Below are 25,259 nucleotides of genomic sequence, written 5' to 3'. Positions count from 1 at the left end.
CGCGAAGCTCTTGCCGTCATGCTCGACCTCGACCCCGACATCACCGTCGTCGGCACCGCCGCCAACGGTGAGGACGCGATCGCCGCGGTCGGCGAGCACGAACCCCAGGTCGTGCTGATGGATCTCACCATGCCGGTCATGAACGGCGTGGAGGCCACCGGCCTGCTCCACACCACGCGGCCCGGCCTGCCGGTCGTGGTGCTGACCACGTTCGAGGACGACGAATCCATCCTCGCCGCGCTCCGCGCCGGTGCCCGCGGCTACCTCACCAAGGACGCCGCACGGGCCACCATCGTCCAGGCCGTGCGCAGCGCGCACGCCGGGCACTCGGTTCTCGACCCGGCCGTGCAGTCGCGGCTGCTCACCCTCGCCACGCGCGTTGCCGCGACCGAACCGGGCGCGGCGCCATCGAGCGCGGCGGGAGCGGCAGCCCCGGAGACCGCCGTGCCGCTCACCGCCCGAGAACGGGAGATCCTCGACCTGATCGGGCAGGGTCTCCGGAACACCGAAATCGCCCGGCAGTTGTACATCACCGAGGCCACGGTGAAGACCCACATCAACAATCTGTTCGCGAAGGCGGATCTGCACTCCCGGGCCGATGCCGTGCGTTTGGCGCTCACCGTCGCCGCAAAGAACCGGCCGACGCGGTAATCCCGGGAAAGCACCGAAAAGAACCACCGAGAAAGCGCTTACCGGAAACGTCAGGACACCAGCGGGCGGACCTCCTCGGCCGCCCAGCGGGCGAAGCCGGCCGGGTCTGTCTCGTCGGCGGTGGGTTGCAGCACAACGGAATCCGCGCCCGCCTCGGCCAGGTTGGCCACCGCCTCGGCCACCGTGCTCGCGGTCACCTCACGGGCGTACTCCGGCAGCATGGGCTCCCGCCACCGGTCGAGTTCGGCGCGCATTCGGGCGGTGGCGTCCGGACCGGCGGCGGCGTGCAGGTAGACCACTACCCGGTGCGGGTCGGTGCGGCCGGCCTCGCCGATCAGCGCACGGGCGCGGCGCACCGTGTCCGGCCGGGTGGCGGCGGTCAGGACGGTGCCGTCCGCCACCTCACCGGCCAGCCGCAACGTGCGCGGACCGGTTGCGGCGGTCAAGACCGGCAGGGGCGTGGCCGGAGGCCGTTCCAGGGCGACATCGGTGAGCCGCACGTACCGGCCGGTGGTGCTGACCGTTTCACCACGCAGGAGCGCGCGCAGGGCGGTGAGATACTCGCGCAGCAATGTCAGCGGTGAGTCCACCCGCACACCGGCCTGGCCCATCCACTCCTGAACCCCGTGCCCGCCACCGAGGATGAACCGGTCGGGGAAGAGCCGGTGCAAACTCGCGGCTTCCATCGCGGTCAGCGTGACCGCGCGGAGCGGCAGCGGCAACACGCCGACACCCACTCGCAACCGGCCGGTCCAGGCCAGCGCGGCCGCCGCCGTCGCGATGCCGCCGTCGAAGAAACAGTCCTCCCATAACCACAATTCGGCCAGGCCCGCCTCGTCCGCGGCGCGAGCCATGGCGCGCAGCCGTTCCAGCGGGAGTTGCGGCCGGAAGATGACCCCAAGATCGACCATAACGCTTTTCTACCGTGTTCCCCCGCCGGTTTCACCATATATCGCACCGGGGGTCTTGCCGCAAGACCCGGGTCGTGCCGCAGAATCCGCGACCGGAAAGCGATTTTCGCGAATCAGGGGGCCCATGTTCGACGTGATCATCGCCGGCGGCGGACCGACCGGCTTGATGCTGGCCTGCGAGTTGCGGCTGCACGGTGTCGGAGTGCTCGTGCTGGAGAAGGAGGCGGAGCCGGCCAAGATGGTCCGTGCGCTCGGTCTGCAGTGCGCAGCATCGAGGTGATGGAGCAGCGCGGTCTGCTGGACCGGTTCCTCGCGCACGGCAAGCGGTATCCGGTCGGTGGTTTCTTCGCCGCGATCGCCAGGCCGTCGCCCGAACGGCTGGACACCGCCCACGCCTACACCCTCGGCATCCCGCAACCCGTCGTCGACCGCCTGCTGGCCGGGCGCGCCACGGAACTCGGCGCGGAGATCCGGCGCGGTCGCGAGGTGACCGGCTTGAGCCAGGACGACGACGGCGTGACGGTGGAACTGGCGGAAGGCACGCGTTTGCGCGCCCGGTACCTCGTCGGTTGCGACGGCGGCCGCAGCACGGTCCGCGGTCTGCTCGGCATCGGCTTCCCGGGCGAGCCGTCCACGGTCGAAACGCTGTTGGGAGAAATGGAGGTGAGCGTGCCACCGGAGACGGTGACCGCCGTGGTGACCGAGGTCCGCAAGACCCAGTTGCGGTTCGGCCTCGACTCCCTCAGGAACGACGGGGTGTACCGCGTCGTCGTGCCCGCCGACGGACTGGCCGAGGACCGCTCGGTCCCGCCGAGTCTCGAAGACTTCAAGCGGCGACTGAAGGCCGTCGCCGGTACCGACTTCGGCGTGCACTCGCCGCGCTGGCTGTCCCGGTTCGGTGACGCCACCCGGCTGGCCGAGCGTTACCGGGCCGGCCGCGTGCTGCTGGCCGGGGACGCGGCACACGTCCACCCGCCGACCGGCGGTCAGGGCCTCAACCTCGGCATCCAGGACGCGTTCAACCTCGGTTGGAAACTGGCCGCCGCGGTCTGCGGCTGGGCACCCGAGGGACTCCTGGACAGCTACCACACCGAACGGCACCCGGTCGCCGCGTCCGTGGTGGACACCACGCGCGCGCGGATGGAGCTGCTGTCCACCGAGCCGGGTGCCCGCGCGGTGCGCCGGCTGGTCATGGAGCTGGCGGGCTTCGAGGAGGTGAACCGGTACCTGGTCGAGAAGATCACCGCGATCGGGATCCGGTACGACTTCGGCGAGGGACACCATCTGCTGGGCAGGCGGCTGCGGGACGTGGCACTGAAGCGGGGGCACCTCTACGGCCTGACGCACGCCGGCCGCGGCCTGCTGCTCGACCAGACCGGCCGGCTTTCGGTGGCGGGGTGGGAAGATCGGGTCGACCACGTCGTGGACGTCAGCGAGGAACTCGACGTGCCCGCCGTGCTGCTGCGGCCGGACGGCCACGTGGCGTGGGCCGGTGAAGATCAGCGGGAACTGCTGGGCAGGCTGCCCCGGTGGTTCGGCGCCGCCGCCTGACCACCGGAGCGCGTGATAATACGGTCATACAGTGGTTAGGATGGTCGCGCCGGTGGCCATGACCACGGGCATCGGCCGGTGCGAGACCGCCGATCGGTTTTCCAGACCTCGGTCCGGACAAGGGAGACCCCGTGCCCGCATTTCCCATCGGAGCCTGGCTGAGCACCAGCTGGTCCGCCGACGACATCGTCACCGTGGCCCGCGAAGCCGAACAGGCCGGTTTCGCCAGCATTTCGGTGGCCGATCACTTCATCGGCAATACCGGCACGGAGGAGGTGGGCGAAGGCACCATGTTCGAGTGTTTCGCCCTCCTGGCGGGAATCGCGACGGCGGTGCCACGGGTGCGCCTGTGCAGCCTGGTGGCCGGTATCACCTACCGGCATCCGGCGATCCTCGCCAACATCGCCGCCACCATCGACGCACTCAGCGGCGGTCGTCTCGTCCTCGGTGTGGGCGCGGGATGGCAGCTGAACGAGCATGCCGCCTACGGCCTGGCTCTCGGTCCGGTGCGTGAGCGCATCGACCGGTTGGAAGAGGGGCTGGAGGTGCTTCGCGGGATGCTGACCCAGCCGTCGACCACGATGCAGGGCAAGCATTACACGGTCACCGGCGCGCCTCGGGTCCCGGCGGTCCAGTCCCGCGTCCCGATCCTGATCGGCGCCAAGGGCGAGCGCCGCATGCTGCGCGTCGTGGCGAAGCACGCCGACGAGTGGAACTGCCCGTCCAGCCCGGAAATCTTCGTGCACAAGTCCGCGATCCTCGAGGAGCACTGCGAGCGGATCGGACGGGATCCCCGGTCGATCCGGCGCAGCACGCATCCGATGCTGTCGAGGGATCCGGAGAACGAGTGCTCGCCGGACCTTTTCACCGGTTCGGCCGACCGGATCGTCGACACGATCGGGCGCTGGCGCGAGGCGGGCGCGGACGAGGTGCTCGTGCCCTCCCTGTTCTGGACCGCGGACGAGACTCGCGCGATCTACGCCCGGCTCCAGTCGGAGGTCTTCCCGCAACTCGCCTGAACACCCCTCAGCCGGCGGCTTTGCGCCCCACGAGGTGAAAAACGCGGCTGAGCCGACGGTAGGGATCTCGTCGGCCGGCTTCGAGTTCGACCGCGGCCACCTGCCGCGAATCGCCGGGATCCAGCTCGGCGCCGCCGAACTCCAGCCAGTCGACGAACAGCCATACCCCGTACCAGCGCAGCGGCTCCACGCCTCGTTCGCGCAGAAGCTCACCGAGTTCTTCGACCGTGTCGGCCCGGCCCGGTACGCCGAGCACGCCGATCTCGGTCCGGGCGTCGAACGACGCCAGTGCGTCGTCCCAGCGCCGTTCCATGGCCGGGCGCACCGCTGCGGTGTGGGCGTTTCCCGTCATGATGGAGACCAGGCCACCGGGAGCGGCGCGGCGGCACAGCTGGTCGATCATCGGCTCCGGCGTGTCCAGGTATCCGAGCACGCCGTGGCTCAACACAGCGCCGAAGCGCCGGGCGTTCACCGCCTCCTCGGCGTGCTCGCCGTCGGCCTGCACGAGCGTCACCCGTTGCCGGGCCTCGGGCGGCAGCCGTTGGAGTCGCTGCCGGGCTTTGTCCAGCATCGCCGGCGACGAGTCGAGCAACGTGACCTCGTAGCCGGCCAGGGCAAGCGGAAACGATTGATGGCCCGCGCCGCCGCCGACGTCGAGCACCGCGGCCGGGGGCGGCGGCAAATGCTCCAGCAGCTGCTGGTGCATCACATAGGTGCGCACGTACCCCTTCACCGAGGCATAGGCCTTGTCGACGAAGAGATCGGCCAGCCCGGCCCAGGTGTCGTCAGCCACCGGGCCACCGTATCAGTTAGTAGTTAGTAACTGATAACTTACTCCTCATGGCGACACGGATGAGCGGAGCGGGACGGACCAGCACCGACTTATTGAGGCCATCATGCGATATCATGCGATATCGAGGAGGTAGCCATGTCTGATGTCCTGATCCGAGACGTCCCCGACGACGTGCTCGCCGCCATCGACGCGCAGGCGGCGCGACTCGGACTGTCGCGCAACGAGTACGTCCGCAGGCAATTACGCAGCGTCGCCCAAAGATCCGCATCCGGTGTGACCACCAAGGATCTCCAGAGCTTCGCTCGCACGTTCTCCGACCTCACCAACCCTGACGTGATGGACCAGGCCTGGACGTGACCACGAGGACGTCCGCCCATTGGCTCATCGACAAGTCCGCACTCGCTCGGATAGGCCTCAGCCCGGACGCGGGCGAATGGGCCACCCGTATCGAACGCGGCCTCGTGCACATCACCAATATCACCCTCCTCGAGGTCGGCTATTCCGCTCGCTCCGCCGACGACCTACGCGACGGGTTCCGGCGCCCTCCGCTCTCGCACATGCCTGTCGAGTATCTGACGCCTGCCGTCGAGGACCGCGCTGTCGAAGTGCTGACTCTTCTGGCCGAACGTGGGCAGCATCGCGCCCCCTCAATCCCCGATCTGCTCATCGGCGCGGCCGCCGAACTGATTGGCCTCACGCTGCTACACCTGGACAAAGACTTCGACCTCATCGCCCAGATCACCGGCCAACCGACGGAGAGACTGGTCGTCGACGGTTGGCCGTCCGTCCCTGGCACGCCTCCCGACCGGCTTTGACCTGGGACTACGAAGCGCTTAGCGTGGATCGCATGGCCCGGACGTCACGCCAGCCGGCGGGCAACCTTCCGGCCGTCCTCACCAGTTTCGTGGGCCGCCGGGACGAGTTGTCCGAGGCAAGGCATCTGCTGTCCACCACCCGGCTGCTGACCTTGACCGGCGTCGGCGGAGTGGGGAAGACGCGGCTTGCCCTTCAGGTGGCCAAGAACGTGCAGCGATCCTTTCCCGACGGTACCTGGTTCGTCGATCTCACCACTTTGGACGACGGCCTGTTCCTGCCCGGGACGGTGGCCGCGGCGCTCGGCCACCACGGTCCCGCGTTCTCCCAGGACGGCAAGGCGCCCGTGGAGACGCTGGCAGAGTCCCTTGTGGACAAGGAAATGCTCCTGATCCTGGACAACTGCGAGCATCTCCTCGAGTCCTGCGCGGCCCTCGCACACGGAGTACTGAGCACGGCACCCGGTGTGCGAATCCTGGCCACCAGCCGGGAGCCCCTGGGCGTGGCCGGTGAGCAGTTGATGACGGTCCTTCCGCTCCCCGTGCCCGAGGTCGCGACAGCCGATCTGGACGTCGTGGAACCGGCGGTCGCCTTGCTCGCCGAACGGGCCAGGCTGGTCGCTCCCGGGTTCGCGGTGACGCCTGAAAACAGGGACAGCGTGGTCGCGTTGTGCCGGCGGCTGGACGGCATTCCACTGGCGATCGAACTGGCCGCGGTACGGCTTCGCGTACTGTCGGTAGAACAGGTGACGGAGCGTCTCGATGACAGCTTCCGCCTGCTCACCACGGCCGACCCGACCGTGCCTCCCCGCAGGCAGACGCTCCGGGCGGCCATCGACTGGAGTTACCAGCTGTGCTCACCGGAAGAACGGCGATTGTGGGCCTGGTCGTCGGTGTTCTCCGGCGGCTTCGACCTGGAGGCCGCCGAGGAGGTCTGTGGCCTCCCCTGCGTAGCCCGGGACGACCTGGTCACCCTGCTGAGCGGGCTGGTCGACAAGTCGGTCCTGCTCTGCGAAGACCAGGGCCCGCACGTCCGGTACCGGCTGCTCGAGTCGATCCGCGGTTACGGCCGAGAGCTGCTGGCCGAATCCGGTGAAGAGAAGACAGCGCGTCGTCGGCATCGTGACTGTTACGCGCGCCAGGTAGCCGACGCGGAGGCGAACTGGGTGGGGCCGGACCAGGCGGAGTGGACCCGGCGGCTGTGGCTCGAGGTGCCCAACCTCCGCGCGGCGATGGAATTCTCCCTGTCGGAACCGGGTGAAGCATGCAGGGCGCTCGAAATGACCGGTTCTTTCTGGTGTCACCGGTTCATGTGGAATTCCCTCCAGTCCGGCGTCCCCGAGGGCCGGTACTGGGCCGAGCGGGCGCTGGCCGCCTGCCCCGGCCCCAGTCCTGCCCGCGCCAAGGCACTGTGGGTCAACGCCTGGCTCGCACAGTCCGAGGGCGAGTGGGCGGCCGCCTCCCGCCTTCTGGAGGAGTGCGGCGTACTCGCGGAAAGTATCCACGATGACACGTCCGCGACCGGGGTTTTGCAGTTGTCCGGTTACGCCGCGCTGGCCCGCCGTGATTACGAGCGCGCGAAGTCGTTGGTGGGACAGGCGCTGGCGCGTTACCGGGCCGCGGGTGATCTGAACGGCGAGTGGTACGCCTTGCACCATCTCGCCGTCGCCACCGCCCTCGGCGACGACCCCCCAGTGGAGGACATCGCCGAGGAGTGCCTGGCGCTGTCGAGGAAGCACCGGGCGCGGTGGTCGGAATCGGTCGCGCTGTGGGACCTGAGCGTCTGCGCGCTACGCCTCGGCGACTCCCGGCGCGCCGGCCGGCTGATCAAAGACAGTCTCCGCTTGAAAAAGATCTTCAACGACGATCTGGGCATCGGGCAATGCCTCGAAGTACTCGCCTGGATCGCGCAGGCGGAAGGCCGCCACAACCTGGGAGCACAGCTACTCGGCGCGACGGAGGGCATCTGGCACATGATCGGGGGGCCGCGATGGCGCCAGCCGATGCGGCACCAGCACGATCAGTGCGAAGCCGGGCTTCGCACCGCGCTGGGAGGCGAAGCATTCGACAGCGCCTTCCGCAGCGGCATGCGACTCGCACCCGATGACGTCCTCACCTTCGCCCTGCAGGAAACTCCCACGCGGGAACCGGGCCGGTCGGCGGATTCCTCGCAGGTGCTCACCCGCCGGGAGAACGAGATCGCGGGCCTGATCGCCGACGGCATGTCCAACAAGGGGATCGCCCAGACACTGGTCATCGCACCACGCACGGCGGAAAGCCACGTGGAGAACATTTTGAAGAAACTGGGCTTCACCTCGCGGTCCCAGATCGCCTCCTGGATGATCCGGCATCGTGTGCCCCAGGACGACAAGACCACGAAATAACGCGGAATCGCTCTGTGGGCAGAGTGGTGGGCAGAGTGCGCGTCACCACCGGGTTTGTCCATCAAGTGGCGGAAGAACGGTGCGCGGTCAGAGTGCCTCGTCAGGGATCCAGGTTCCGTGGAAGCCCGCGGGCACCCGGCGGGGCAGCCGTACGGCGGCGACCGGTTTCGCGGCCAGATCGGTGGCGTCGTGCACGAGCAGTTCCGATGCCACGGCGGGATCGTCGTGCGTGACGATCGACAGCAGCCAGCCCTCGTCCTCCCCCGCGTCCTCTGCCGCCGGAACGAACACGGCTTCTCCGGCGTGCCTGCCTTCGCCGAGTTCGTGGCGCGCGATCCGGCCGCGTTCGCTGTCGTACTTGACGATCGCGTGGTCGTCCACGGCGTAGAGGTAGCGGTTGGGCAGGCCGACGCGGCGGTCGTCGACGGTGGGGAATTCGGCGTTGCCGTCGTCCAGTTCCCGCTCGGTGACCGTGCCGGTGGCCGGGTCGAGGATCCAGCGGTGAAGGTTGGACACGGACCGGCGCGCGGCCTGTTCGGCCAGAGGCACGCCACCGATCCAGGACCAGGTGGAAAACCACGCGTCACGGCTGTAGCGAATGGCGTCCAGCACGACGCGGCCCTGTTCGTCCTCGCGGGCGTTGCCGACGTGGAAGACGTAGCACGGTTCTATGTCGAACCATCGCACCGTCGGCTCGTCCTTGCCCATGAGCCCGATCCGCGCGGTGTAGTGGTCGCTCCACTGGTAGGGCATGCCTCGGCCGACAAGTTCGCGGTCGAAGACGACCGGCAGGTCGAGCCACACCACGTGGTTTGCGGTGATCGCGAAGTCGTGCATCATCGTCGGGCCGCCGACCTCGACCGGGAAGCTCGTCGTCAGCTCGCCCGCCGCGGTGAGCCGGTGGTAGGTCAGAAACGGCGGCCGCACGCCGTAATCGAACAGGTGCAGTTCCCCGGTGGCCGGGTCCTCCTTGGGGTGGGCGGTCATGCCGGTGGTGAGCCTGCCGCCGAAGTCGCACGGTCCGATGGTGTCCAGTTCGGGGGTCAGCTCGAACGGGTGGCTGGTCTCCATCAGCGCGAAGATCTTGCCGCCATGCTCGATCACGGACGTGTTCGCCGCGCTCGCCGCCATGTCGAGGGTGCCGTCCGCGCGGCGGTAGGACGCGCCCTCCAGGCGGGTCGAGCGCACCCACCGGTTTCGGTACCACTCGGCCCGGCCCCGGTCGAGCCGGACACCGTGCAGCATGCCGTGACCGGTGAACCAGCTGCCCGGATCCTCGCCGGGCAGCGGGTTCGGTCCGTTGCGGAAGTAGCGGCCGGTCAGCTCGGGCGGGAGCGCACCGACGACGGGCAGCCCGACGGCTTCGATCTCGTCGGAAACGGGGGCCAGATGGCCGGTCAGGTAACTCGGAGTCTGTTCGATCATGGATCAACCATGACATGTACCTTAGTACATGTCAATCCGTACATAACAATCGGTCCATGTCCATCTTGTCGGTTAGGATTTCCGGATGTCGTTGCGCCACGCATTGCTCGGACTGCTCGCCGATCGCCCCCAGACCGGCTACGACCTGAGCAAACGCTTCGAGCAGTCGTTGTCCCGTTACGCCTGGCATGCCAGCCACAGCCACATCTACCCGGAGCTGAAGAAGATGACCGCCGACGGGCTCGTCGAGGTCGTCGGCGAGGGTGCGCGCGGCAGCAAGACCTACGGCATCACCGAGCGAGGGACCGCCGAGTTGCGCGAGTGGATGTTCACACGCAAGGACACGCCGGTGCGCAGCGAATACATCCTGCGACTCTTCCTTCTGTCCGCTTTGGACACCGGCGACATGCGCACGCTGATCGGCGACGTGGTGGCGGACGGTGAAGCCGGTGTGGCGGAGTTGAGCCAGGTCATCGAGCGCATCGAGACGGACGCGCGGCCGGGCGAAAAACCGCCCTTCGCCCGGCTCGCGGCCGAGTTCGGTCTGCGCTGGCACCGGCTCCAACGCGACTGGGCCCGCTGGGCCATCGACGAACTGGACAAAGTGGAACACCAACGGACCACGGACAAGAACGCCCGGCGCACACGGAGGCGTGGTTGACGCGGCAGGATCAATCCGTTTTCTCGTAGAGCGTGTGCACCGCGGTCGCGCTGTTCGGCGGAAGCTCGCTCAGCCGTCAAGGGTGGCGCTGATCTTCGAATTCGCCGTGGGCTTCGGCTTGGTGAGAGGGTCTTGGGACACGTTGTTCTCGATCCCGGGCGGCTCGATGTAGTCCGGCAGTTCGAACATGTGCGGATCGAACTTCGGCGCCGTGATGAACGGCGGCGGGGACGGATCCACGTAGGGCAGGTTCGCGCCGGTGATGTACTCGTCCAGCTCCTTGATCGCGGAGTAGAACCGGTCACGCTGGTCGATCACGTCGTTCATCAGCGCGAGCAGCCCGTCTCGCAGGGACTTGGCGGTCTCGCCAGGGCCGTCCGTGCTGATCTCCGCGGTGGCCACGGAGGTGCCACTGGCCAGCACCGCGCCGGTGACGACCAGCCACACGATGCCACCGCCCCCCGCGATGGAACCGACCGCCCCGGCGACGGCGCCGACGACCGTCAGCACGACCGTCCAGTCCTGCGCCGACCCCTCTTGCTGGGCCGTGATCGCCTTACCGAGCAGATCCCGCACGTTCTTCTTGCTTTCGGCGATCATGGCCTCGCAGCCGGCCTGGATCTGACGGAAATCGTGCAGCACGTCGTCGTAACGCCCGATCGCCTGTTTCACCTCACCAAGGTAGTTGTTGAAGCTCCGCGCCCCGTCGCCTTCCCAGTCGCGGAGGTCGTAGGCGATGTCGCCGAAACCCAGTTCGACATTGGTGGTCAGCTGCTCGTGCGCTTTCTTGACATCGTCGGCGAGATTTCCGGCAGCGGTGTCGTCGCCGTCGCAGAGGAGTTCGGCGAGCTCCTGGATGTCGGCGAAATAGTTGTTCGGGTCTTCCTTTCCGGGCCAGTGCACGCCGATCGCGCCCAGCCAGGAGTTCCATCGCTGCAGGGCGAGGTCGTGATGCTGCTGGATCAGTGCCGAGGTGTCCGCGTCGATCAATTCGGGTACCTCGGCAGTCCGTCGGCCTCCCGGTACCGGTTCGCGACCTCCAGTATGGCGGCCTGCGTCTGACCGAGATGAGCGGAGAGATCCCCGAGACCCTGGACCAGATCGTCGATCAGGGCCCTGACGTAGTCGCCCAACCCGAAATCACCGGAACTGTTCGGGTAATCGCGGCTGTAGAAGTCGGCGTCGTAGGGATAGTCCTTGTGATAGAGGTATCCGGCGAACGCGTTGGTTTGTTCCTGCGAGGCCGCCGACAATTGGGACCGAGCACCGTTGACAGCATCGATGATGAAGGGCAGGTCGGTCTTCGAGACGTTGTGCAGCCCATCGACGTGGGTGAGGAAACCATCGGACAATTCCGGCTCCTGGCTGATCGTCTGCGCGGTCCGGCCGACCGCACCGGTCGCTGTGGAGCCATGGTTGCCCGTCCCGCTCCAAGAACCGCTCCAACCCGGGTATAAACCCAGGCTGGGCGGCACCGTTCGGTCAGCGTCCGCGCAGGCGTGGCGAAACCAGGCCGATGGCGCCGACCAACGCCAGCGCGGCGCCGCAGACAATGATGACGACGCTGACCGGGACGGACCATCCCGGCCACGAAAGCACCGTCGCCACCACGAGCAACAATCCGGCGACAAGATCGAGAACGCACACGCCCCGCTGCTGGGGCACGATCCTTCTGCGCGTCACGTCGGTCACCACGGCCTCCTCGAATCGAGAATTCGTCCAGACCTTTGTACCCACGACGCGACTGGGTCAAACCTCGGTAAGCGTGCCCTTTCGGGCATACCTCTCCTCGGGCGAGACCGCCGGTGTCCGGTCAGATCATTCCGGCACGCATGGCGTGCGCGACCGCGTGGGATCGCGAATTCGAACCGAGCCGGTCCATGAGGCCGTACAACACGTTCCGCACCATTCCTTCCGAATACGCGAGCCGCTTCGCGATCTCCTCCGTCTGGTATCCCTCGGCGACCAACTGCAGCACGTCGCGCTCGCGGGTGTCGAGCCCGGTCAACGTAAGGCCCTGAGGTCCGAGGACCTCCGCCCGGAACCGGGCGACCTGCTCCAGGAACACCCCCTGCAGGCGGTCCGGCATCAGGGCCGCGCCGGCGCCCACCGCCTCCACCGCCGAAACCAGCACGTCATCCCGGGCTTCGACCCGGTTCAGCACGGCCGCCACCCCGCACATGACCCCCGCCAGCATGTCTTCGGTCCGGAAGCCGTCGGCGACGACCACGCACCGCGGCCGGGGACCGCTTGTGGTGTAACGCTGGAACCGGCCGAGCGAGGCGAAATCCTCGCGGCCCGCCACCCCGTGTACCACCAGCACGACCACATCGACGCTGGTGGCGGCGTCTTCGGACACCACGCTCAGCCGTGGCGAGGACGCCAGCATGGCCTCCACACCGGCCCGGCTGATCACGTCCGAGGCATGCACCAGGACTTCAACGATTTCCACTACCCCTCCTCGCGGCAACCTCCGAGGTTTGGGGCAAGCCTGCTACTCCCTCCTTCATAAACCCTCTATTCCCCTGCGTGTCACCGGGCCAGCCCACGGGCCAGGTGCATGACCGAGCCGAGGACTTCGTCCCGGGTGCGCTCGGGGCGGAAGGTCTGCCAGTCGAGGGCGAGGACGAGCAGGGTGCCGAACAGTCCGGCCGCCGCGGTCGGGATGTCGATGTCCTCGCGGAGCAGCCCCGCGTCGGCGACGCGCCGGAGCTGCTCCTTCACGATCGACAAGATCTCTTCACGCAGCAGGGTCAGTGTCTCGTGCCACTGCCCGGGGGTCCGCCACAGTTCGCTGACGAGGATCTGGGAAAACCCGCGGTATTCGGCGATGAACGCGAGTCCGGCGTCCACCATGGACTCCAGGGCGGCGGCCGGATCGCCGTCCGCCGCCGCGCGCAGGCGGTCGGCGAGCAGTCCCACGCCGTACCGCAGCAGCGCGTCGATCAGGTTGTCCTTGCTGCCGAAGTTGTAGTACACGGTTCCCTTGGCGACACCGGCTTCGGCGGCGATGTCGTCCACGGTGAGCCCGACCAGGCCCCGGCGGCCCGCCAGCCGCAGGACCGCCTCGAACAGCTTCTGCCTGCTGTTCACAGGCTCAGCTCGGGTTCGAGTGCCGACATGGTCCAGACCCGTTTCCGCCGTGCGGCGAAGGCGGAGACCGCCAGCGCCCCGGCCAGGTAGGCGCAGAGCACTCCGGCATCGGTCAGGCTCGGCAGCGAGGCGCCGCTGTAGAGGAGGTGCCGGAGCCCGTCCACGACGTATCCCATGGGCAACACGATATGCAACGGGTACAGCGGTCCCGGCAGGGTCTGCCACGGGAACGTGCCCCCCGCGCTGACCAGTTGCAGCACCAGCAACACCAGGCCGAGGAACTTGCCGATGGCACCGAACATCGCGTTGAGCGCGTGCACGATCGCGGTGAAGGTGAGCGAGGCCAGGACGGCGAAGGCGATCGCCGCCACCGGATGGGCGACCGGGACACCGACCAGCCAGGTCACCGCGCCGAAGAGCACGAGCACCTGCGCGGCACCGAGCACCGCCGGGGCCAGCCAGCCGCCGACCGCGACCCGCGACGGCGAGATCCCGGCGGCGAGCGCGCGGGTGGACAGCGGCCGCAGCAGAAGGAACAGCACGAACGCGCCGATCCAGGTGGCCAGCGAAATGAAGAAGGGGGCGAGCCCGGCGCCATAGGTGCCCGCGGTGGAGAGTCCGGCGTTGTCGATGGTCACCGGGTCGGCGATGGTGTCCGCGGTGGCGACGCGGGCCGGGTCGCCGGGATGGGGGATCTGGCTCAGCCCGGCGTTGAGCCCGTCACGCAGTTGGTTCGCGCCGTCGGCCAGATCGGTGGTACCGGCCAGTGCCTGCTTCTCGCCGTCATTGAGGCTCGCCGCTCCCGACGCCACTGTCTTCGCGCCGTCAGAGGCCTGCGCGATCCCGTTCGTCAGGGCCGGGGCGGCCTGCGCGAGCGTGGCCGCTCCAGCCGCGACCTGGCGCGACCCGTCCGCCAGCCGGGCGAGTTGCGCGGAGTCGTCCTGGATCCGCGCGTCCGCGTTGTCCACGGGCGCGCGCAGTCCGGGGAGCTGGGTGAGTACCTGCTGGACCTGCGTTTCGGGCATTCCCGCACCCCGGAGCCGTTGCGCCAGTTGGTCGTCGACGTTGTCGAGGTCGCGCCGCAGATCGGCGGAGCCCTTCGCGACCGCGGCCGCCCGCGCGGCGACCTGGTCGTTGCCCGCGGAAACCTGGGCCGCGCCGTCGGCCAGTGCCCTGGTGTCATGCGGCAACGACGCGGTGCTGTTCTCGAGGGTCGCGAGACCACCGGCGAGCCGGGTGGTTCCGTCGGCGAGTTGCCCGGCGCCGTCGGCGAGCCGCCGTTGCCCGGCGGTCAGCCTGCCCGCTCCCTCGGCCAGTCGCGCCGCGCCCGTGGCGGCTTCCCGGGTTTTGCCGTAGATGGTGGAAAAGCCGATCAGAAAGCGGTTCGCGGCCTCTTGCCCGACCTTTTCGGCGATGGTGCCGCGGACCTGTTCGGCGACCTTGTCCGCGATGGTGTGGGAGAGATAGTTGTTGGCGTCGTTGGTGGTCAGCCGGATGGTGGCCTGCCGGGGCGTGAAGTCGCCGCTCGAAACCAGCGCGGCGGAGAAGTCCTCGGGGATCGTGATCGCGAAGGAGTACTTGCCGTCCCGGACACCTTGCTGCGCCTCGCCGGCCGTCACCTGGTGCCATTCGAAACTGCCCGACTTGGCCACCGTGTCGGCCACCTCCCGGCCCACGTTCCGGCCGTCCGCGCCGGTGTCCTGGGTGACCAGCGCGGCGGGCAGCTTGCTGAGCCTGGCGTAGGGGTCGTAGTTGGCATACAGGTAGAACGACGCGTAGAGCAGCGGTACCAGCACGAGCGCGGCCACCGCGAGCTTGGGCATCGTGCCCGCGGTCAGGCGGCGCAACTCGTTCGCGGCCAGCCGGAAGGCGGTCATGAGCGGTCTCCTTCGTGTTCTCCGGGACTCTCGTGGCCGAGGCCGTTTTCGCCGAGGAGCACCGGCGCCGAGGGCAGCGCGCCGGGCGGGGTGGTGGCGGTCAACACGACCACGGCCAGGCCCTCCTCGGCGTGCTCGTGCGCGAGCTTCACCCAGCTCTCGACTTCACTGGTGTGCCGGTCCGGACGGTCGAGCACGAGCATGCGGATGCCACGGCGGTGCGCGGCGAGGCCGGTCAGGAAGCGGGTCCGCGCGGCGGGAGCGAGTTCGCCGAAACGCAGGCCCGCCTGGGCGCCGAGGTCGTGGTCGGCCAGCCAGCGCGCGATGTCGGCCTTCCGGGCGGGCCGCCCGCCGAGGGCCAGCTCTTCACCGGCGACGACCCTCAGCGGGAGCGCCCCGTCCGGCTCGCTGATCCCTGGTGCGTCGACGACCGCGCTGATCGCCCGCAGCTTTCCGGCATCGGTCCCACCGTCGAGCGTCACGACACCCGTGGTCGGCCGCATCCGGCCGGTCAGCGCGAGCCCGAACGCGGTGATCCCGCTGCCCGGCTGTCCGTGGACGAACACGAGTTCGCCCTCGCCCACGGTCAGCGAGGTCGGTGGCAGTACCTCGCCATGCGGTCCCCCGACGGCGACCCGATCGGCCCGTACGCGCACCGGACGTCCTCCTTTTGAACTGACTGGTCAGTTCAAAAGATACCCCACACCCTCACATCGGCGCGCTCAGGTCAGGGACACACGTCCGGAAAAGTGCCCGAAGGTACCTTCCCTGGCCTCTCCACGCCGACCACTCGTGCAGGTATCGCGTCCAGATGCTCAGGGATTCCCCTCCTGACAACAGGTCATGGCGGTGCTCACTATGATGGAAATAATCGAACCGGTCTGAACCTAATGACGAGATACTTCGTAGCGAATGACAAAGGTGCTGAAGGGTTGCTGATGGGGTTGAGGCTTGACCTTTTCGGTCCCGTACGCGCCTGGCGTGACGACGAACAGGTGGCGTTGGGCGCGGCGGCACGGCGTGCGCTGCTCACCGTCCTCGCCCTGCAGGCCAACCAGGTGGTGGCCCGCTCGGAACTCATCGACGCGCTGTGGGGAACCAGTCCCCCGGCCAGCGCGAACGGCAGCATCTACACCTACGTCTCCGCCCTGCGCGCCGCGCTCGAGCCCGAGCGCACGCAGCGGAGCGCGAACGAAATACTGGCGTCGAGCGGGGCCGGTTATCGCCTGCACTGGGATCCCGAAGCGATCGACGTGGTTCGTTTCGAAAACCTTCGTGAGGACGCACGGCGGCTCGAGCGCGACCATGATCACGCGGGCGCGCTCGACGCGCTGGAGGAGGCACTCGGTCTCTACCGGTCGGCTCCGCTCGAGGGCCTGCCCGGGCCGTTCGCGGCGAGACAGCGGGAACGGCTGACCGAACTCCGGCTGGACACCGTCGAACGACGTGCCCGGCTCAAGCTGGAGCTCGGCCGCCATACCGAGGTGGTGGCCGAACTGACCGAACCCGCCCACGAGCATCCGACGCGGGAAAGCCTGCAGAGCCTGATGTTGCTCGCGCTCCACCGCTCGGGCCGCAGCGCCGAGGCACTGGAGTTGTTCGCGGGACTGCGAGAGGCCACGATCGAACAGCTCGGCACCGAACCGGGCCCCGAGGTGACCAAACGCCACGAGCAGATCAAGAACGACGATCCCGCCCTGTGGCACTCGATACTGAGCGCGCCACGCCGGGCCAAGCCTGCCCCGGCGCGACCGGACCAGCCATCGTGGCTCGAAGCGCCCTCCCTGTTTCTCGGCCGGGACGAAGAACTGCGGGCCATCTCCTCCGCGTTGGCCGACCTGGCCAAGGGGCGTGGCGGCTCCCTGCGGTTCGAGGGTGAGCCGGGCATCGGCAAGTCGGCGCTGATCGCCGCGGGGCTGGCCGGCGCGACCGCCTGCCGGGTCGGGGTCGCGGTCCCCGACGACCTCCTCCCCGACACGCCTTTGCAGACCATTCTCGAATGCCTGAGTATCACCGAAAAATCGGCGATCCCTGCCGCCCGGGAGATCACCGCCGCCGCACGAAGACTCGTCCGCCACGACCGGCAAGCCGTGCGTGCCGTGATCGAAGCGACGGTGGCGCTGGTCAGCGAGCTGTGCCGGAAACGACCGATGGTGCTCGTGGTGGACGGCCTGCAATGGGCGGACCCCGAGAGTTTCTCGGCCTGGCAACGGTTCGAACGGGAGACCGCCCGCCTGCCTCTCCTGCTGATCGGCACCTGCCGGCCGTGGCCGAAGCGGAGCGAGATCGGTCGGTCCTGTGGCGTGCGTGACGGTGACCGCGCGAAGGTGTACCGGCTGAATCCGCTGACGGACTGCGACGTCCGTGAGCTCATGACGGGTCTGCTCGGGCGTACTCCCGAGCCTGCCGAGGTCGAACTGGGCAGGGCGGCCGCGGGCAACCCGCAGTACCTTCACGACATCGTGGCGGCCAGGGCCGACGAGAAGTCCTTGGACCAGCACGAGATTCCGGCCGCCGCGCTGACCGCGGTCAGCAGAAGGCTGAGCCTGCTGCTCTCCCGTCCCGCCATGGAAGGAGCGCGCTGGGCCGCGCTGCTCCACGAACCGTTCCGCCGGAAAACCCTCGCGGCGGCCCTGCGCAAGGGCGTCTCGGAAACCGGCGAACTCGTCGACGAACTGTGCGCCTGTGGCGTGCTGAGCGGCGTGGGCGACGACCTGACCTTCCGGCATCCGGTGGTACGGCAGGCTTTTTACGCCAAGACGAGCCCCGCGATCCGTCTCGCGCTGCAACGGCAGCTGGCCGAAACGCTCGCCGACGCCGGTGTTCCGGTGGAGCTGGTGGCACGGCAGTTACTCGCCGCGCCGATCCCCGTGGACGTGTGGTTCCGTGACTGGCTGATCACCAAGATCTGCGCGCTGACTCCGCGCGCGCCCTCGTCCGCGGCGCGGCTGCTCCGGCGGGCCGGCGCCTCCGGTCTCTTCGACGGGGCCGACCGGGAAATGCTCACGATCGCGCTGGCCAGACTCATGTTCTGGCAGCACGGTGATCTGACACCCGACTCGGTCTACGCCACCGCCAAGATCGCCGACGGCGATGTCGCCGCCGAACTGAGGTGGTTCCACGCCTACTCCGCCTTCTCTCAGGGCTCCCTCACCGCGGCCATCGAGCGCATCGAGGAGGCGTTGCGGGACCCGCGCATCTCACCGGCGTGGCGGACCTTGCACGAGGCACTGTTGTCCAGGACTCGCCTCGGCCGGCTGACGCGGATATCGCCCATTCCGCCGCAGCGGGGCACTGACGAGTCCGACGAGGCGGAAGCCTATTTACGGGGCCACTGGGACGAACCCGCCGACGAACTGGTGGAGACCTTCGCCAGCGGCACCGCGATGGCCTCCCGCACCCTCGGCAGGCCGAACAGAATGCGGCAGCTCAGCGGGATCGCGGCCCTGATCGCCGCACGTCGTGACCATCCGGAGGACGCCGACGCCCACCTGCATTCGGTCTGGTCGACCGCCCCGGAAGGCGAGATCGGCAGCGACGGAAGTGATTTCATGATCGTCGCCGCGGCCATGCTCGCCGAACAGCAGTCCCGCCAAGGCGACGCGCTCGCCCTGGTGGCGGGCATGACGGAGCCGGTCGGCGGCGCGTTCTGCCGCTGGATGCCGATGGTGGCCCGCCTCGCGGCCGAACTCGGCGAGCACGACCAGGTCAAGCTGGCGACCCTCACCTGTGAGCGCACGCCCGGAAACGACACCGCCCTGCTGCGGTGCCGGGCGATTCTCGACGACGATCCCGGCCCGGCGCTGACCGCGGCCGCGCTCTCCCGTGCGGACGGGAGCAGGCTGGGACTCGCGGAGGCGATGGAAGACGCGGCCTGGTTGTACGCGAAGAACGGCAAGAACGTCGAAGCCACGGTAGCTCTGCGTGCGGCACTGCGCGGCTACGGCGAAATAGGCGCCACCTGGGACATCCGACGTGCCAGGCAGCGCCTGCGACCCTTCCTTGGACGGTATCCCGATGCCTGAACCGGAACTGCGGGTCGCCGCGCTGGGATCGCTCCGTGCCTGGCTGGACGGCGAAGAACTCGAACTGGGGCCCGCTCGCCAGCGCGCGGTGTTCGCCGTGCTCGCCACGCGCGCGGTCACCCAGCCGGTCACCCGGCCGGAACTGATCAGCGCGGTGTGGGGTGACGCCGCTCCCGCCAGCGCCAACGGGAGCGTGCACACCTACGTTTTCGGCCTGCGCCGGGTGCTGGATCCGAACCGGACCCGGTGGTCCACCGACGGCCTCCTGGTTTCCGGAACGTCCGGCTACCGCTTGAGGCTCGCGCCGGACGCCCTGGACATCAACGTCTTCGACCGCCTGCGGGAAACAGCCGGTTCGCTGCGCCAGGCCGGTGACGTCGCGGGGGCCGTGAAAACGCTCGAGGAAGCGCTTTCCCTCTGGCGCGGGGAACCGTTTTCCGGGGTCCCGGGCCCCTTCGCGGAATCCGAGCGGACCAGACTGACCGAAAACCGGCTGCTCGCCCTCGAACAACGCGCGTCCGGTCTGCTCGAACTGGGGTCGTACGAAGACCTCGTCCCCGAGCTGACCGTGCTCGTCCACGAACACCCGTTGCGCGAGTCGCTGTGGGCCTCGCTCATGATCGCCCTGCATCGCGCCAACCGGACCGCGGACGCGCTGGACGCCTTCGCCAGGGCCCGCGAGATTCTCCGGCGTGAACTCGACGTCCTTCCCGGCCCCGAGCTCGCCAAGGTCCACCAGCAGATCCTGACCGGCGACCCGGCGCTGAACCCGCCTGACGAGACCCGGCAGGCCGCGGCGGACCTGCTGTCCGTGGTTCCCGCCGGGGTGGCCCACGTGATCGAGCATCCGGATCGCCTGCCGCGCAACCGCGGCCGAGCAGCGGAAATCGCCGAGCTGCGCCGGCTCCTGGACGACGTGGCGGCCGGACGCGGTGGAGCGGCCTGGATCGAGGGTGAGCCCGGGATCGGCAAGTCGGCGCTGCTCGCCGAAGCACTGGCAGACGCGGGTACCCGCGGTTGTCACCTCGGGTGGACGGTGGCGAGCAGCGCCGCCCAGCGGTTTCCCCTGCAGGTGATCACGGCCTGCCTCGGCCCCGGCGCCGGCGACGCGAAGCCATGGACCATCACCAGCGGCGCCGACCCGGTCGCCGTCGCGGCGGACCGGTTGCTGGCCCATATCGACGACCTCTGCACGAGCGCGCCGCTGGTGCTGGTGGTCGATGACTTCCAGTGGGCCGACGAAATGAGCGTGCTGATGTGGAGCCGGCTCTCCATGGCCACCCGTCAGCTTCCGCTGCTGCTGGTCGCGGCGGCCCGCCGGGCGCCGTGGCGGAACGACCTGACGAAGCTGCGGCAGACCGTGACATCGCGCGGTCACCTGTTTCTCGCTCTCGGCCCCCTCTCCGACGAGGTCGCCTTGGAGGTGATCTCCGACTGCGCGGGGGCCAAGCTCGACCCCGCCTGCCGGCCCCTGGCCGCCAAGGGCGGGGGCAACCCGCTTTACCTGCGCGAAGCCACACGAACCCTGATGCGTGAGAACGCGCTGGAAATCAGGGACGGCTTCGCGTACCTGAAGGACGGCGCGACCTATGAACTGCCGGCCTCCCTCGGCGAGGCACTGGACCAATTCGTGGAACGGCTGGACGAGGAGACCCGGACGGTCCTGTCCAGGGCGGCGGTGCTGGGCATGCAGTTCGAGGTATCCCAGGTGGCCGCCACGATGGGGTGCGCGCCTTCGGATCTGCTGATCGCTTTCGAACAGGCGATGGAAGCGACGAGCGTCGTCGACGCGGGTACCCGGCTCGCCTTCCGGCATCCCCTGATCCGGGACGCGCTCTACGAGAAGATCGCCCCCGGCGACCGCCCGCTGTGGCACCGGGACGCCGCCGCGGCGCTCGCACGCATGGGCGCCGGCGTCGAACAGGTGGCCCAGCAACTCGCCGAGGTCCCGGTGGCCGCCGACGACTGGGTCTTCGACTGGCTCGTCGAGCATCACGTGGACCTGTCCAACCGCGCCCCGCTGATCGCCGTCGAACTCCTCGGCCGAGTACTCGAAAGCTGTGGCGAGGACGATCCGAGACGAGAGATTCTGCAGTTCGCCTACGTGCTCGTGTTGTACCGGCTGGACCGCGAACCCGAACAACTGGCCCGGGACACCGTGGCCGTGGCCAAGGACCCGGCGCGGGCGGCCGAAATGCGGCACATCGCGGCCGCGATGGCCCACCGCCGGGGGGACACCGAAGCCGCGATCGCGCTGCTGGAACGCAATGGCTCGCCGGAAACCCCGGCGCTCTGGCAGGAACGGCGCCGCTCTCTGCTGGCCAATTTCAGCAGGGGTGGCCTCGACGACCTCGATCTGGCCGCCCGCCGGGCCCGGGCAACCTACCGCGACGCGCTCGCCGTGGGCGAACCGTACCCGATCGGCCATGCCCTGCAGACGCTGTGGCTGGTGAAGTCGATCGAGCGGGACCACGCCGAGGCACTGCTGCATATCGACCAGGCGATCGCCGCGGTCGAGGGGCACGAAGAGCACCTGGGCCTGTACTTCGACCTCCTCGACAACCGGATGTTCAGCCTGCAGAACCTCGATCGCCTCGACGAGGCCGACGAAACCCTGCGCACGGCGCGGGCAACCGCCGCCCGCCACCATCTCCCGGACGGCCTGCAGGTCTCCGCCGCCGTCCATCATTACTGGGCAGGCCGGTGGAGCGAAGCACTGGCGGAACTGGACACGGTGACCGAGGACGGCCCAGCGATCACCTTCCATGGGCTTCGCGAGCCGGGCCCCACCGCGCTGCTGCTGCACGGCGTGGCCGCGATGATCCATGGCAGGCGGGGCCACACCGACGACGCTTCGAGGCATCTCACCGCCGCGGACGGGCACCTGCCGGTGACCGACGCGGAGCGGGAAAGCTGTGACTTCCTGCTCGTGGCACGTTCGGTCCACGCGGGGCAACGGGACGACGCCGACAAGGCGATCGGGGTGCTGGCGCCGATCCTCGACATCGGCTACGCGCCGATGATGCTGCGCCATCAATGGCTTCCCGGGCTCACCCGGCTCGCCACGGCGAACGGCCGCCCGGACATCGCGGAAGCGGCACTCGCCGTCTGCGAAGAGGAAGCCGCCAGGGAGACCACCCCGGCGCGGGCGGTGGACGCGGCGGGATGGTGCCGCGCGCTGGTCACCGGCGACCCTGAGCCCCTGCTGGCCACGATCGAGCACTACCGCGCGGTCGGCAGGCAGGTCGAAATGGCCACGGCGCAGGGCGACGCCGCGATACTGCTGGCCAAACGAGGCCACCTCGGCAAGGCACGGACCGTCCTGGACGAGGCCGTGGCGCTGCTGGCCGCGACCGGTGCGCACTGGGACGTCCGGCGGATCGGCGGCCGCATGAAGGAGTTCGGCATCGACTTGTTCGACCACGCCGGGCCGTGCCCGATGGAGGGCATGGTGTTCCTGTCCGCGGTGGAGACGAAGATCGCCAAGTTGGTCGCCGGCGGCCGCTCGAATCCGGAGATCGCCCAGGAACTCGGGTTGCCCCGCCGGACCGTGCAGGCACACGTCGCGGGAGTGCTCTCGAAACTGCGGCTGTCCTCCCGTGCCGATCTCGCCCACCGGATCGAAGATGCGGAACTGGCCCCGGGATTCACCGCTTCCGGCACTCGTCCGGTGCGGTGAAGCCGGGCGGGGTTCAGGTCCATCGCCCGATGGCGTCGGCCCACCACCGGCCGAATCCCGCCTGGTCCATTTCCCGCCAGTCCGGGGGGTCCAGCACGGTCGCGTCACCCAGGACGCGACCCAGTTCGACCAGTGACCGGTTCACCGGGCCGCGTTGCTCGGCGTACGCACGCAACGCGCCCGGCCAGTCCATCCCCCGGTTCAACGCGGACTGTATCGTGACGGCGTCCTGCACCGCCTTCACCGCGCCTCTGCCGGTGTGCGGGCGCGCCACGGCCGCGGCGTCGCCGACGAGAGCGAGACGTCCGGTGGCGCACGCCGGAACGCACAGATCGTAGATCGGCTGGGCCAGAATCTCCTCGCGCGGCATCCGGGCGAGCATTTCGCGCCAGTAGGGCGGCATGTTCTCACCGAGCGAGTCGAAATGATCGAACAACGCGGCATCGACACCGCCCTGGGGAAGGCTGGTCGGATCGTCCCACCGCGGCCCGAGGCCGGCGGGAGGAGCCGAGTACAGGGCCCAGTTGAGGGCGGGCGTACCGGAGCGGCCGGGAATCAGGTACATGATCAGATGTCCGCCCGGGAAAGCGACGCCCACCGCTTCGTGCGGTTCCCAAAGCCCGTCCTGCTCCGGGAGGTCCGAGACGGGCAGCGTGCCCCGCCAAAGGAGGTAACCGGCGTATCGGGGCCGCACTTCGGGGAACATCGCGCTCCGCACGGCCGAACGGTATCCGTCCGCCCCCAGGACCACGTCGAAGCGTTCGTCCGTCCCGTCGGCGAAGGTCACCACCGCGTCGTCCGGCGTCTCGGCGACCGAAACGACCCGGCGCGTCCGGTACTCGACGCCGGGTGGAATCCGGTCTCGCAGCGCCTGCCACAACGAGCCCCAGTTGTAGGCGCGGAAAGGGAAGTCCTGGTACCCGACGACCTTCCCGCCGTAGGAATCACCATCCGAGGTGATCCACTTCCGGCCGGCCAGCCGGACATACGGTGTCCGCGGATCCAGGTAGTCCTCGGCGAGCAGTTCCTGGCAAAGCGCGCTGTGGATACCGACGCCCACCCCGCGGTCCTGAAGCTCCCCCAAGGAGCGCTCGAACACGGTCACCTCGCCGGCTGCCGGCGTCCCGCGGTGTGCCGCCAGCGCCATCGCGCATCCCGCGATGCTCCCGCCGACGACCGCGATCCTCGTGGCCGGTGCGTTCACGAAGTGGTCCAGACCGGTTGCCGGTCGTCGGACGGCCGCAGCGCCGCGCGTGCCCGGTCGAGTGCCACGGTGTCCGGACGCGGTGGCGGGCCTTGCGAGGCCTGAATGTGCTGGAGCAGGTCGGGATCCGGGGAGACGTGGTGTTCTTCGAGGTAGTAGGTGACCGTGTCGGTCCACACCCAGCTGCCGTCCGTGCGGAAACTCGCCGGCACCACGTCACCCCGTCCGGGGTCCACGATGTCCGGCAACGTGCCCGTGGTGGCCAGCAATTCCGCCCCGGCCTTGAGGTAGTCGACGAGCCGGGCGCGCTCCGCCTCGTCGGTGATCCGGGGCCGGTCCGGCGCGAACCTGGGGCCTTCCTCGGAATCGACCTCGTCGAAGATCCGCGCCACCGTGATCTCGGGTTCCGGTACGGCCGCCCAGAGCAGCCTGCCCAGCGATCGCGCGACTCGCTGGTACTCGGGTGGATCGACGTGGATCGAGACCACTTCGACCTGCGGATCACGTTCCCCCGCGGCCACCAGCTTGCCCTGCAGCGCGGCGGCGAAGTCCGCCGGTTCACCGGCGTTCTCCGCGTCGTCGTCGACCTCGGCCACATAGACCAGACGCGGCCGGGGATAGGGCGCGTCGTCGACCGGCGTGCGCCAGGCGCACCACAGCCCTCGCGCGCCGGGTTCACTCGCCACCGCGGACACGAGTTCCCGTTCGGCCAGCGCGGCGACCAGCGCGCCCTCGGTGTCCTCGTCGGTTCCGGCCGGTTCGGGGGATTCCGCGGAAAACCGCCAGAGCAGCGGAGTGTTCTCGGCGGTCAGCTCGATGCCTTCCAGCACGCCCCGATGAAGACCGTCCGCTTCGAGCGCCGCGTCGAGCACGTCGAGATCGTCCTCGGTCAACGGCACCACGGTCCGCTTTCCGGCGAACGCCACCACCTGCGCGACCTCACCGCTGTGCCCCTTCGCCAGCCTGGCCCGGGTGTCGGCCAGCACGTCGTCCGGCAGCCATCCCGCCCCTCTGAGCAGAATTTCGTGCAGCTCAGGCACAAACGGTCGGCTCATCTGTCTCTCTCCGTCTTCGGTCTCCGTGATCCATTATCCGGCGCGGGTGCGGCGTTTCCCGCGCGCTCTTCCCGAACGTCGGGTGCTCGACCCCTTCGGGCAACCAGGAAGCCTTACTG

Annotated in this window: 20 protein-coding genes and 1 pseudogene; 9 read left to right on the top strand and 12 right to left on the bottom strand. The window is 69.0% G+C overall.

Annotated elements, in window-relative coordinates; all coding sequences use genetic code 11:
• The first annotated feature begins 18 nt into the window (after positions 1 to 18).
• The gene (locus ACFSXZ_RS25260; RefSeq protein ID WP_378267774.1) at positions 19 to 651 is read left to right on the top strand and encodes a response regulator; all 633 of its coding nucleotides are present in this window, start codon (positions 19 to 21) and stop codon (positions 649 to 651) included.
• 50 nt (positions 652 to 701) lie between these two features.
• Here the strand turns inward: ACFSXZ_RS25260 and ACFSXZ_RS25255 are convergent, their stop codons facing one another.
• Positions 702 to 1,562 carry an LLM class flavin-dependent oxidoreductase gene (locus ACFSXZ_RS25255; protein WP_378267667.1) on the bottom strand — a complete coding sequence of 287 codons (861 nt, stop codon included), beginning with the start codon at positions 1,560 to 1,562 and terminating at the stop codon, positions 702 to 704.
• Positions 1,563 to 1,686: 124 nt separating this feature from the next.
• Here ACFSXZ_RS25255 and rox point away from each other — a divergent pair.
• Positions 1,687 to 3,113, top strand: a pseudogene (gene rox / locus ACFSXZ_RS25250) (rifampin monooxygenase).
• Between the two features lie 131 nt (positions 3,114 to 3,244).
• The gene (locus tag ACFSXZ_RS25245; RefSeq protein WP_378267666.1) at positions 3,245 to 4,132 is read left to right on the top strand and encodes a TIGR03560 family F420-dependent LLM class oxidoreductase; all 888 of its coding nucleotides are present in this window, start codon (positions 3,245 to 3,247) and stop codon (positions 4,130 to 4,132) included.
• Between the two features lie 7 nt (positions 4,133 to 4,139).
• Here the strand turns inward: ACFSXZ_RS25245 and ACFSXZ_RS25240 are convergent, their stop codons facing one another.
• The gene (locus ACFSXZ_RS25240) at positions 4,140 to 4,925 is read right to left on the bottom strand and encodes a class I SAM-dependent methyltransferase (RefSeq protein WP_378267665.1); all 786 of its coding nucleotides are present in this window, start codon (positions 4,923 to 4,925) and stop codon (positions 4,140 to 4,142) included.
• 135 nt (positions 4,926 to 5,060) lie between these two features.
• Here ACFSXZ_RS25240 and vapB point away from each other — a divergent pair, with 135 nt between their 5' ends.
• The 3 genes from vapB to ACFSXZ_RS25225 are packed head-to-tail and all read left to right on the top strand — an operon-like array spanning position 5,061 to position 8,121.
• Entirely contained in the window at positions 5,061 to 5,282 is a 222-nt protein-coding gene (vapB, locus tag ACFSXZ_RS25235; protein ID WP_378267664.1) for a type II toxin-antitoxin system VapB family antitoxin, read from the top strand.
• Complete coding sequence (locus ACFSXZ_RS25230) at positions 5,279 to 5,740, top strand: PIN domain nuclease (RefSeq protein WP_378267663.1); 462 nt, start codon at positions 5,279 to 5,281, stop codon at positions 5,738 to 5,740. Before vapB ends, ACFSXZ_RS25230 begins: the two co-directional genes overlap by 4 nt.
• Positions 5,741 to 5,772: 32 nt before the next feature.
• Entirely contained in the window at positions 5,773 to 8,121 is a 2,349-nt protein-coding gene (locus ACFSXZ_RS25225; protein WP_378267662.1) for a LuxR C-terminal-related transcriptional regulator, read from the top strand.
• An 87-nt stretch (positions 8,122 to 8,208) separates the two neighbouring features.
• On the opposite strand, the gene ACFSXZ_RS25220 is transcribed toward ACFSXZ_RS25225, so the two are convergent.
• A complete protein-coding gene (locus ACFSXZ_RS25220) occupies positions 8,209 to 9,546 on the bottom strand; it encodes a carotenoid oxygenase family protein (RefSeq protein ID WP_378267661.1) in 1,338 nt (445 codons plus the stop codon).
• 85 nt (positions 9,547 to 9,631) lie between these two features.
• On the opposite strand from ACFSXZ_RS25220, the gene ACFSXZ_RS25215 reads away from it, so the two are divergent.
• The gene (locus tag ACFSXZ_RS25215; protein ID WP_378267660.1) at positions 9,632 to 10,207 is read left to right on the top strand and encodes a PadR family transcriptional regulator; all 576 of its coding nucleotides are present in this window, start codon (positions 9,632 to 9,634) and stop codon (positions 10,205 to 10,207) included.
• Between the two features lie 69 nt (positions 10,208 to 10,276).
• Here the strand turns inward: ACFSXZ_RS25215 and ACFSXZ_RS25210 are convergent, their stop codons facing one another.
• The 7 genes from ACFSXZ_RS25210 to ACFSXZ_RS25180 all read right to left on the bottom strand — a co-directional run bounded on the left by ACFSXZ_RS25210 (position 10,277) and on the right by ACFSXZ_RS25180 (position 15,833).
• Complete coding sequence (locus tag ACFSXZ_RS25210) at positions 10,277 to 11,197, bottom strand: hypothetical protein (protein ID WP_378267658.1); 921 nt, start codon at positions 11,195 to 11,197, stop codon at positions 10,277 to 10,279.
• The gene (locus ACFSXZ_RS25205; RefSeq protein ID WP_378267657.1) at positions 11,194 to 11,559 is read right to left on the bottom strand and encodes a hypothetical protein; all 366 of its coding nucleotides are present in this window, start codon (positions 11,557 to 11,559) and stop codon (positions 11,194 to 11,196) included. Before ACFSXZ_RS25205 ends, ACFSXZ_RS25210 begins: the two co-directional genes overlap by 4 nt.
• Before the next feature lie 130 nt (positions 11,560 to 11,689).
• On the bottom strand, positions 11,690 to 11,899 hold the full coding sequence (locus tag ACFSXZ_RS25200) for a hypothetical protein (RefSeq protein ID WP_378267656.1): 210 nt from the start codon (positions 11,897 to 11,899) through the stop codon (positions 11,690 to 11,692).
• A gap of 121 nt (positions 11,900 to 12,020) precedes the next feature.
• Positions 12,021 to 12,659 (bottom strand): response regulator transcription factor, encoded by a 639-nt coding sequence (locus ACFSXZ_RS25195; protein WP_378267655.1) that lies wholly within the window; start codon positions 12,657 to 12,659, stop codon positions 12,021 to 12,023.
• A gap of 80 nt (positions 12,660 to 12,739) precedes the next feature.
• Complete coding sequence (locus ACFSXZ_RS25190) at positions 12,740 to 13,300, bottom strand: TetR/AcrR family transcriptional regulator (protein WP_378267654.1); 561 nt, start codon at positions 13,298 to 13,300, stop codon at positions 12,740 to 12,742.
• On the bottom strand, positions 13,297 to 15,177 hold the full coding sequence (locus ACFSXZ_RS25185; protein ID WP_378267653.1) for a YhgE/Pip family protein: 1,881 nt from the start codon (positions 15,175 to 15,177) through the stop codon (positions 13,297 to 13,299). Before ACFSXZ_RS25185 ends, ACFSXZ_RS25190 begins: the two co-directional genes overlap by 4 nt.
• Positions 15,174 to 15,833, bottom strand: coding sequence for an ABC transporter ATP-binding protein (locus ACFSXZ_RS25180; protein ID WP_378267652.1), 660 nt, complete (start codon positions 15,831 to 15,833; stop codon positions 15,174 to 15,176). The genes ACFSXZ_RS25185 and ACFSXZ_RS25180 overlap by 4 nt, the downstream gene beginning before the upstream one ends.
• A 282-nt stretch (positions 15,834 to 16,115) precedes the next feature.
• Here ACFSXZ_RS25180 and ACFSXZ_RS25175 point away from each other — a divergent pair, with 282 nt between their 5' ends.
• Positions 16,116 to 19,202 carry a BTAD domain-containing putative transcriptional regulator gene (locus ACFSXZ_RS25175; protein WP_378267651.1) on the top strand — a complete coding sequence of 1,029 codons (3,087 nt, stop codon included), beginning with the start codon at positions 16,116 to 16,118 and terminating at the stop codon, positions 19,200 to 19,202.
• Entirely contained in the window at positions 19,195 to 22,881 is a 3,687-nt protein-coding gene (locus tag ACFSXZ_RS25170; protein ID WP_378267650.1) for a BTAD domain-containing putative transcriptional regulator, read from the top strand. The genes ACFSXZ_RS25175 and ACFSXZ_RS25170 overlap by 8 nt, the downstream gene beginning before the upstream one ends.
• Before the next feature lie 13 nt (positions 22,882 to 22,894).
• Here ACFSXZ_RS25170 and ACFSXZ_RS25165 read toward each other — a convergent pair whose 3' ends face one another.
• A complete protein-coding gene (locus ACFSXZ_RS25165) occupies positions 22,895 to 24,085 on the bottom strand; it encodes an FAD-dependent monooxygenase (protein WP_378267649.1) in 1,191 nt (396 codons plus the stop codon).
• Positions 24,082 to 25,140: a hypothetical protein gene (locus ACFSXZ_RS25160; protein WP_378267648.1), complete on the bottom strand. Its 1,059-nt coding sequence runs from the start codon at positions 25,138 to 25,140 to the stop codon at positions 24,082 to 24,084. The genes ACFSXZ_RS25165 and ACFSXZ_RS25160 overlap by 4 nt, the downstream gene beginning before the upstream one ends.
• Between the last annotated feature and the right edge of the window lie 119 nt (positions 25,141 to 25,259).

It is taken from the genome of Amycolatopsis pigmentata, from assembly GCF_042684065.1.
Classification (GTDB): Bacteria; Actinomycetota; Actinomycetes; order Mycobacteriales; family Pseudonocardiaceae; genus Amycolatopsis_E; species Amycolatopsis_E pigmentata.
This window is presented reverse-complemented; position numbering and strand designations above follow the sequence as displayed.

Bases quoted from the DNA above. Each gene is read 5' to 3' on its own strand.
- ACFSXZ_RS25215 (WP_378267660.1), top strand. From the start codon at position 9,632: ATGTCGTTGCGCCACGCATTGCTCGGACTGCTCGCCGATCGCCCCCAG.
- ACFSXZ_RS25170 (WP_378267650.1), top strand. From the start codon at position 19,195: ATGCCTGAACCGGAACTGCGGGTCGCCGCGCTGGGATCGCTCCGTGCC.
- ACFSXZ_RS25225 (WP_378267662.1), top strand. From the start codon at position 5,773: ATGGCCCGGACGTCACGCCAGCCGGCGGGCAACCTTCCGGCCGTCCTC.
- ACFSXZ_RS25220 (WP_378267661.1), bottom strand. From the start codon at position 9,546: ATGATCGAACAGACTCCGAGTTACCTGACCGGCCATCTGGCCCCCGTT.
- ACFSXZ_RS25185 (WP_378267653.1), bottom strand. From the start codon at position 15,177: ATGACCGCCTTCCGGCTGGCCGCGAACGAGTTGCGCCGCCTGACCGCG.
- ACFSXZ_RS25255 (WP_378267667.1), bottom strand. From the start codon at position 1,562: ATGGTCGATCTTGGGGTCATCTTCCGGCCGCAACTCCCGCTGGAACGG.
- ACFSXZ_RS25260 (WP_378267774.1), top strand. From the start codon at position 19: ATGCTCGACCTCGACCCCGACATCACCGTCGTCGGCACCGCCGCCAAC.
- ACFSXZ_RS25175 (WP_378267651.1), top strand. From the start codon at position 16,116: ATGGGGTTGAGGCTTGACCTTTTCGGTCCCGTACGCGCCTGGCGTGAC.
- vapB (WP_378267664.1), top strand. From the start codon at position 5,061: ATGTCTGATGTCCTGATCCGAGACGTCCCCGACGACGTGCTCGCCGCC.
- ACFSXZ_RS25160 (WP_378267648.1), bottom strand. From the start codon at position 25,140: ATGAGCCGACCGTTTGTGCCTGAGCTGCACGAAATTCTGCTCAGAGGG.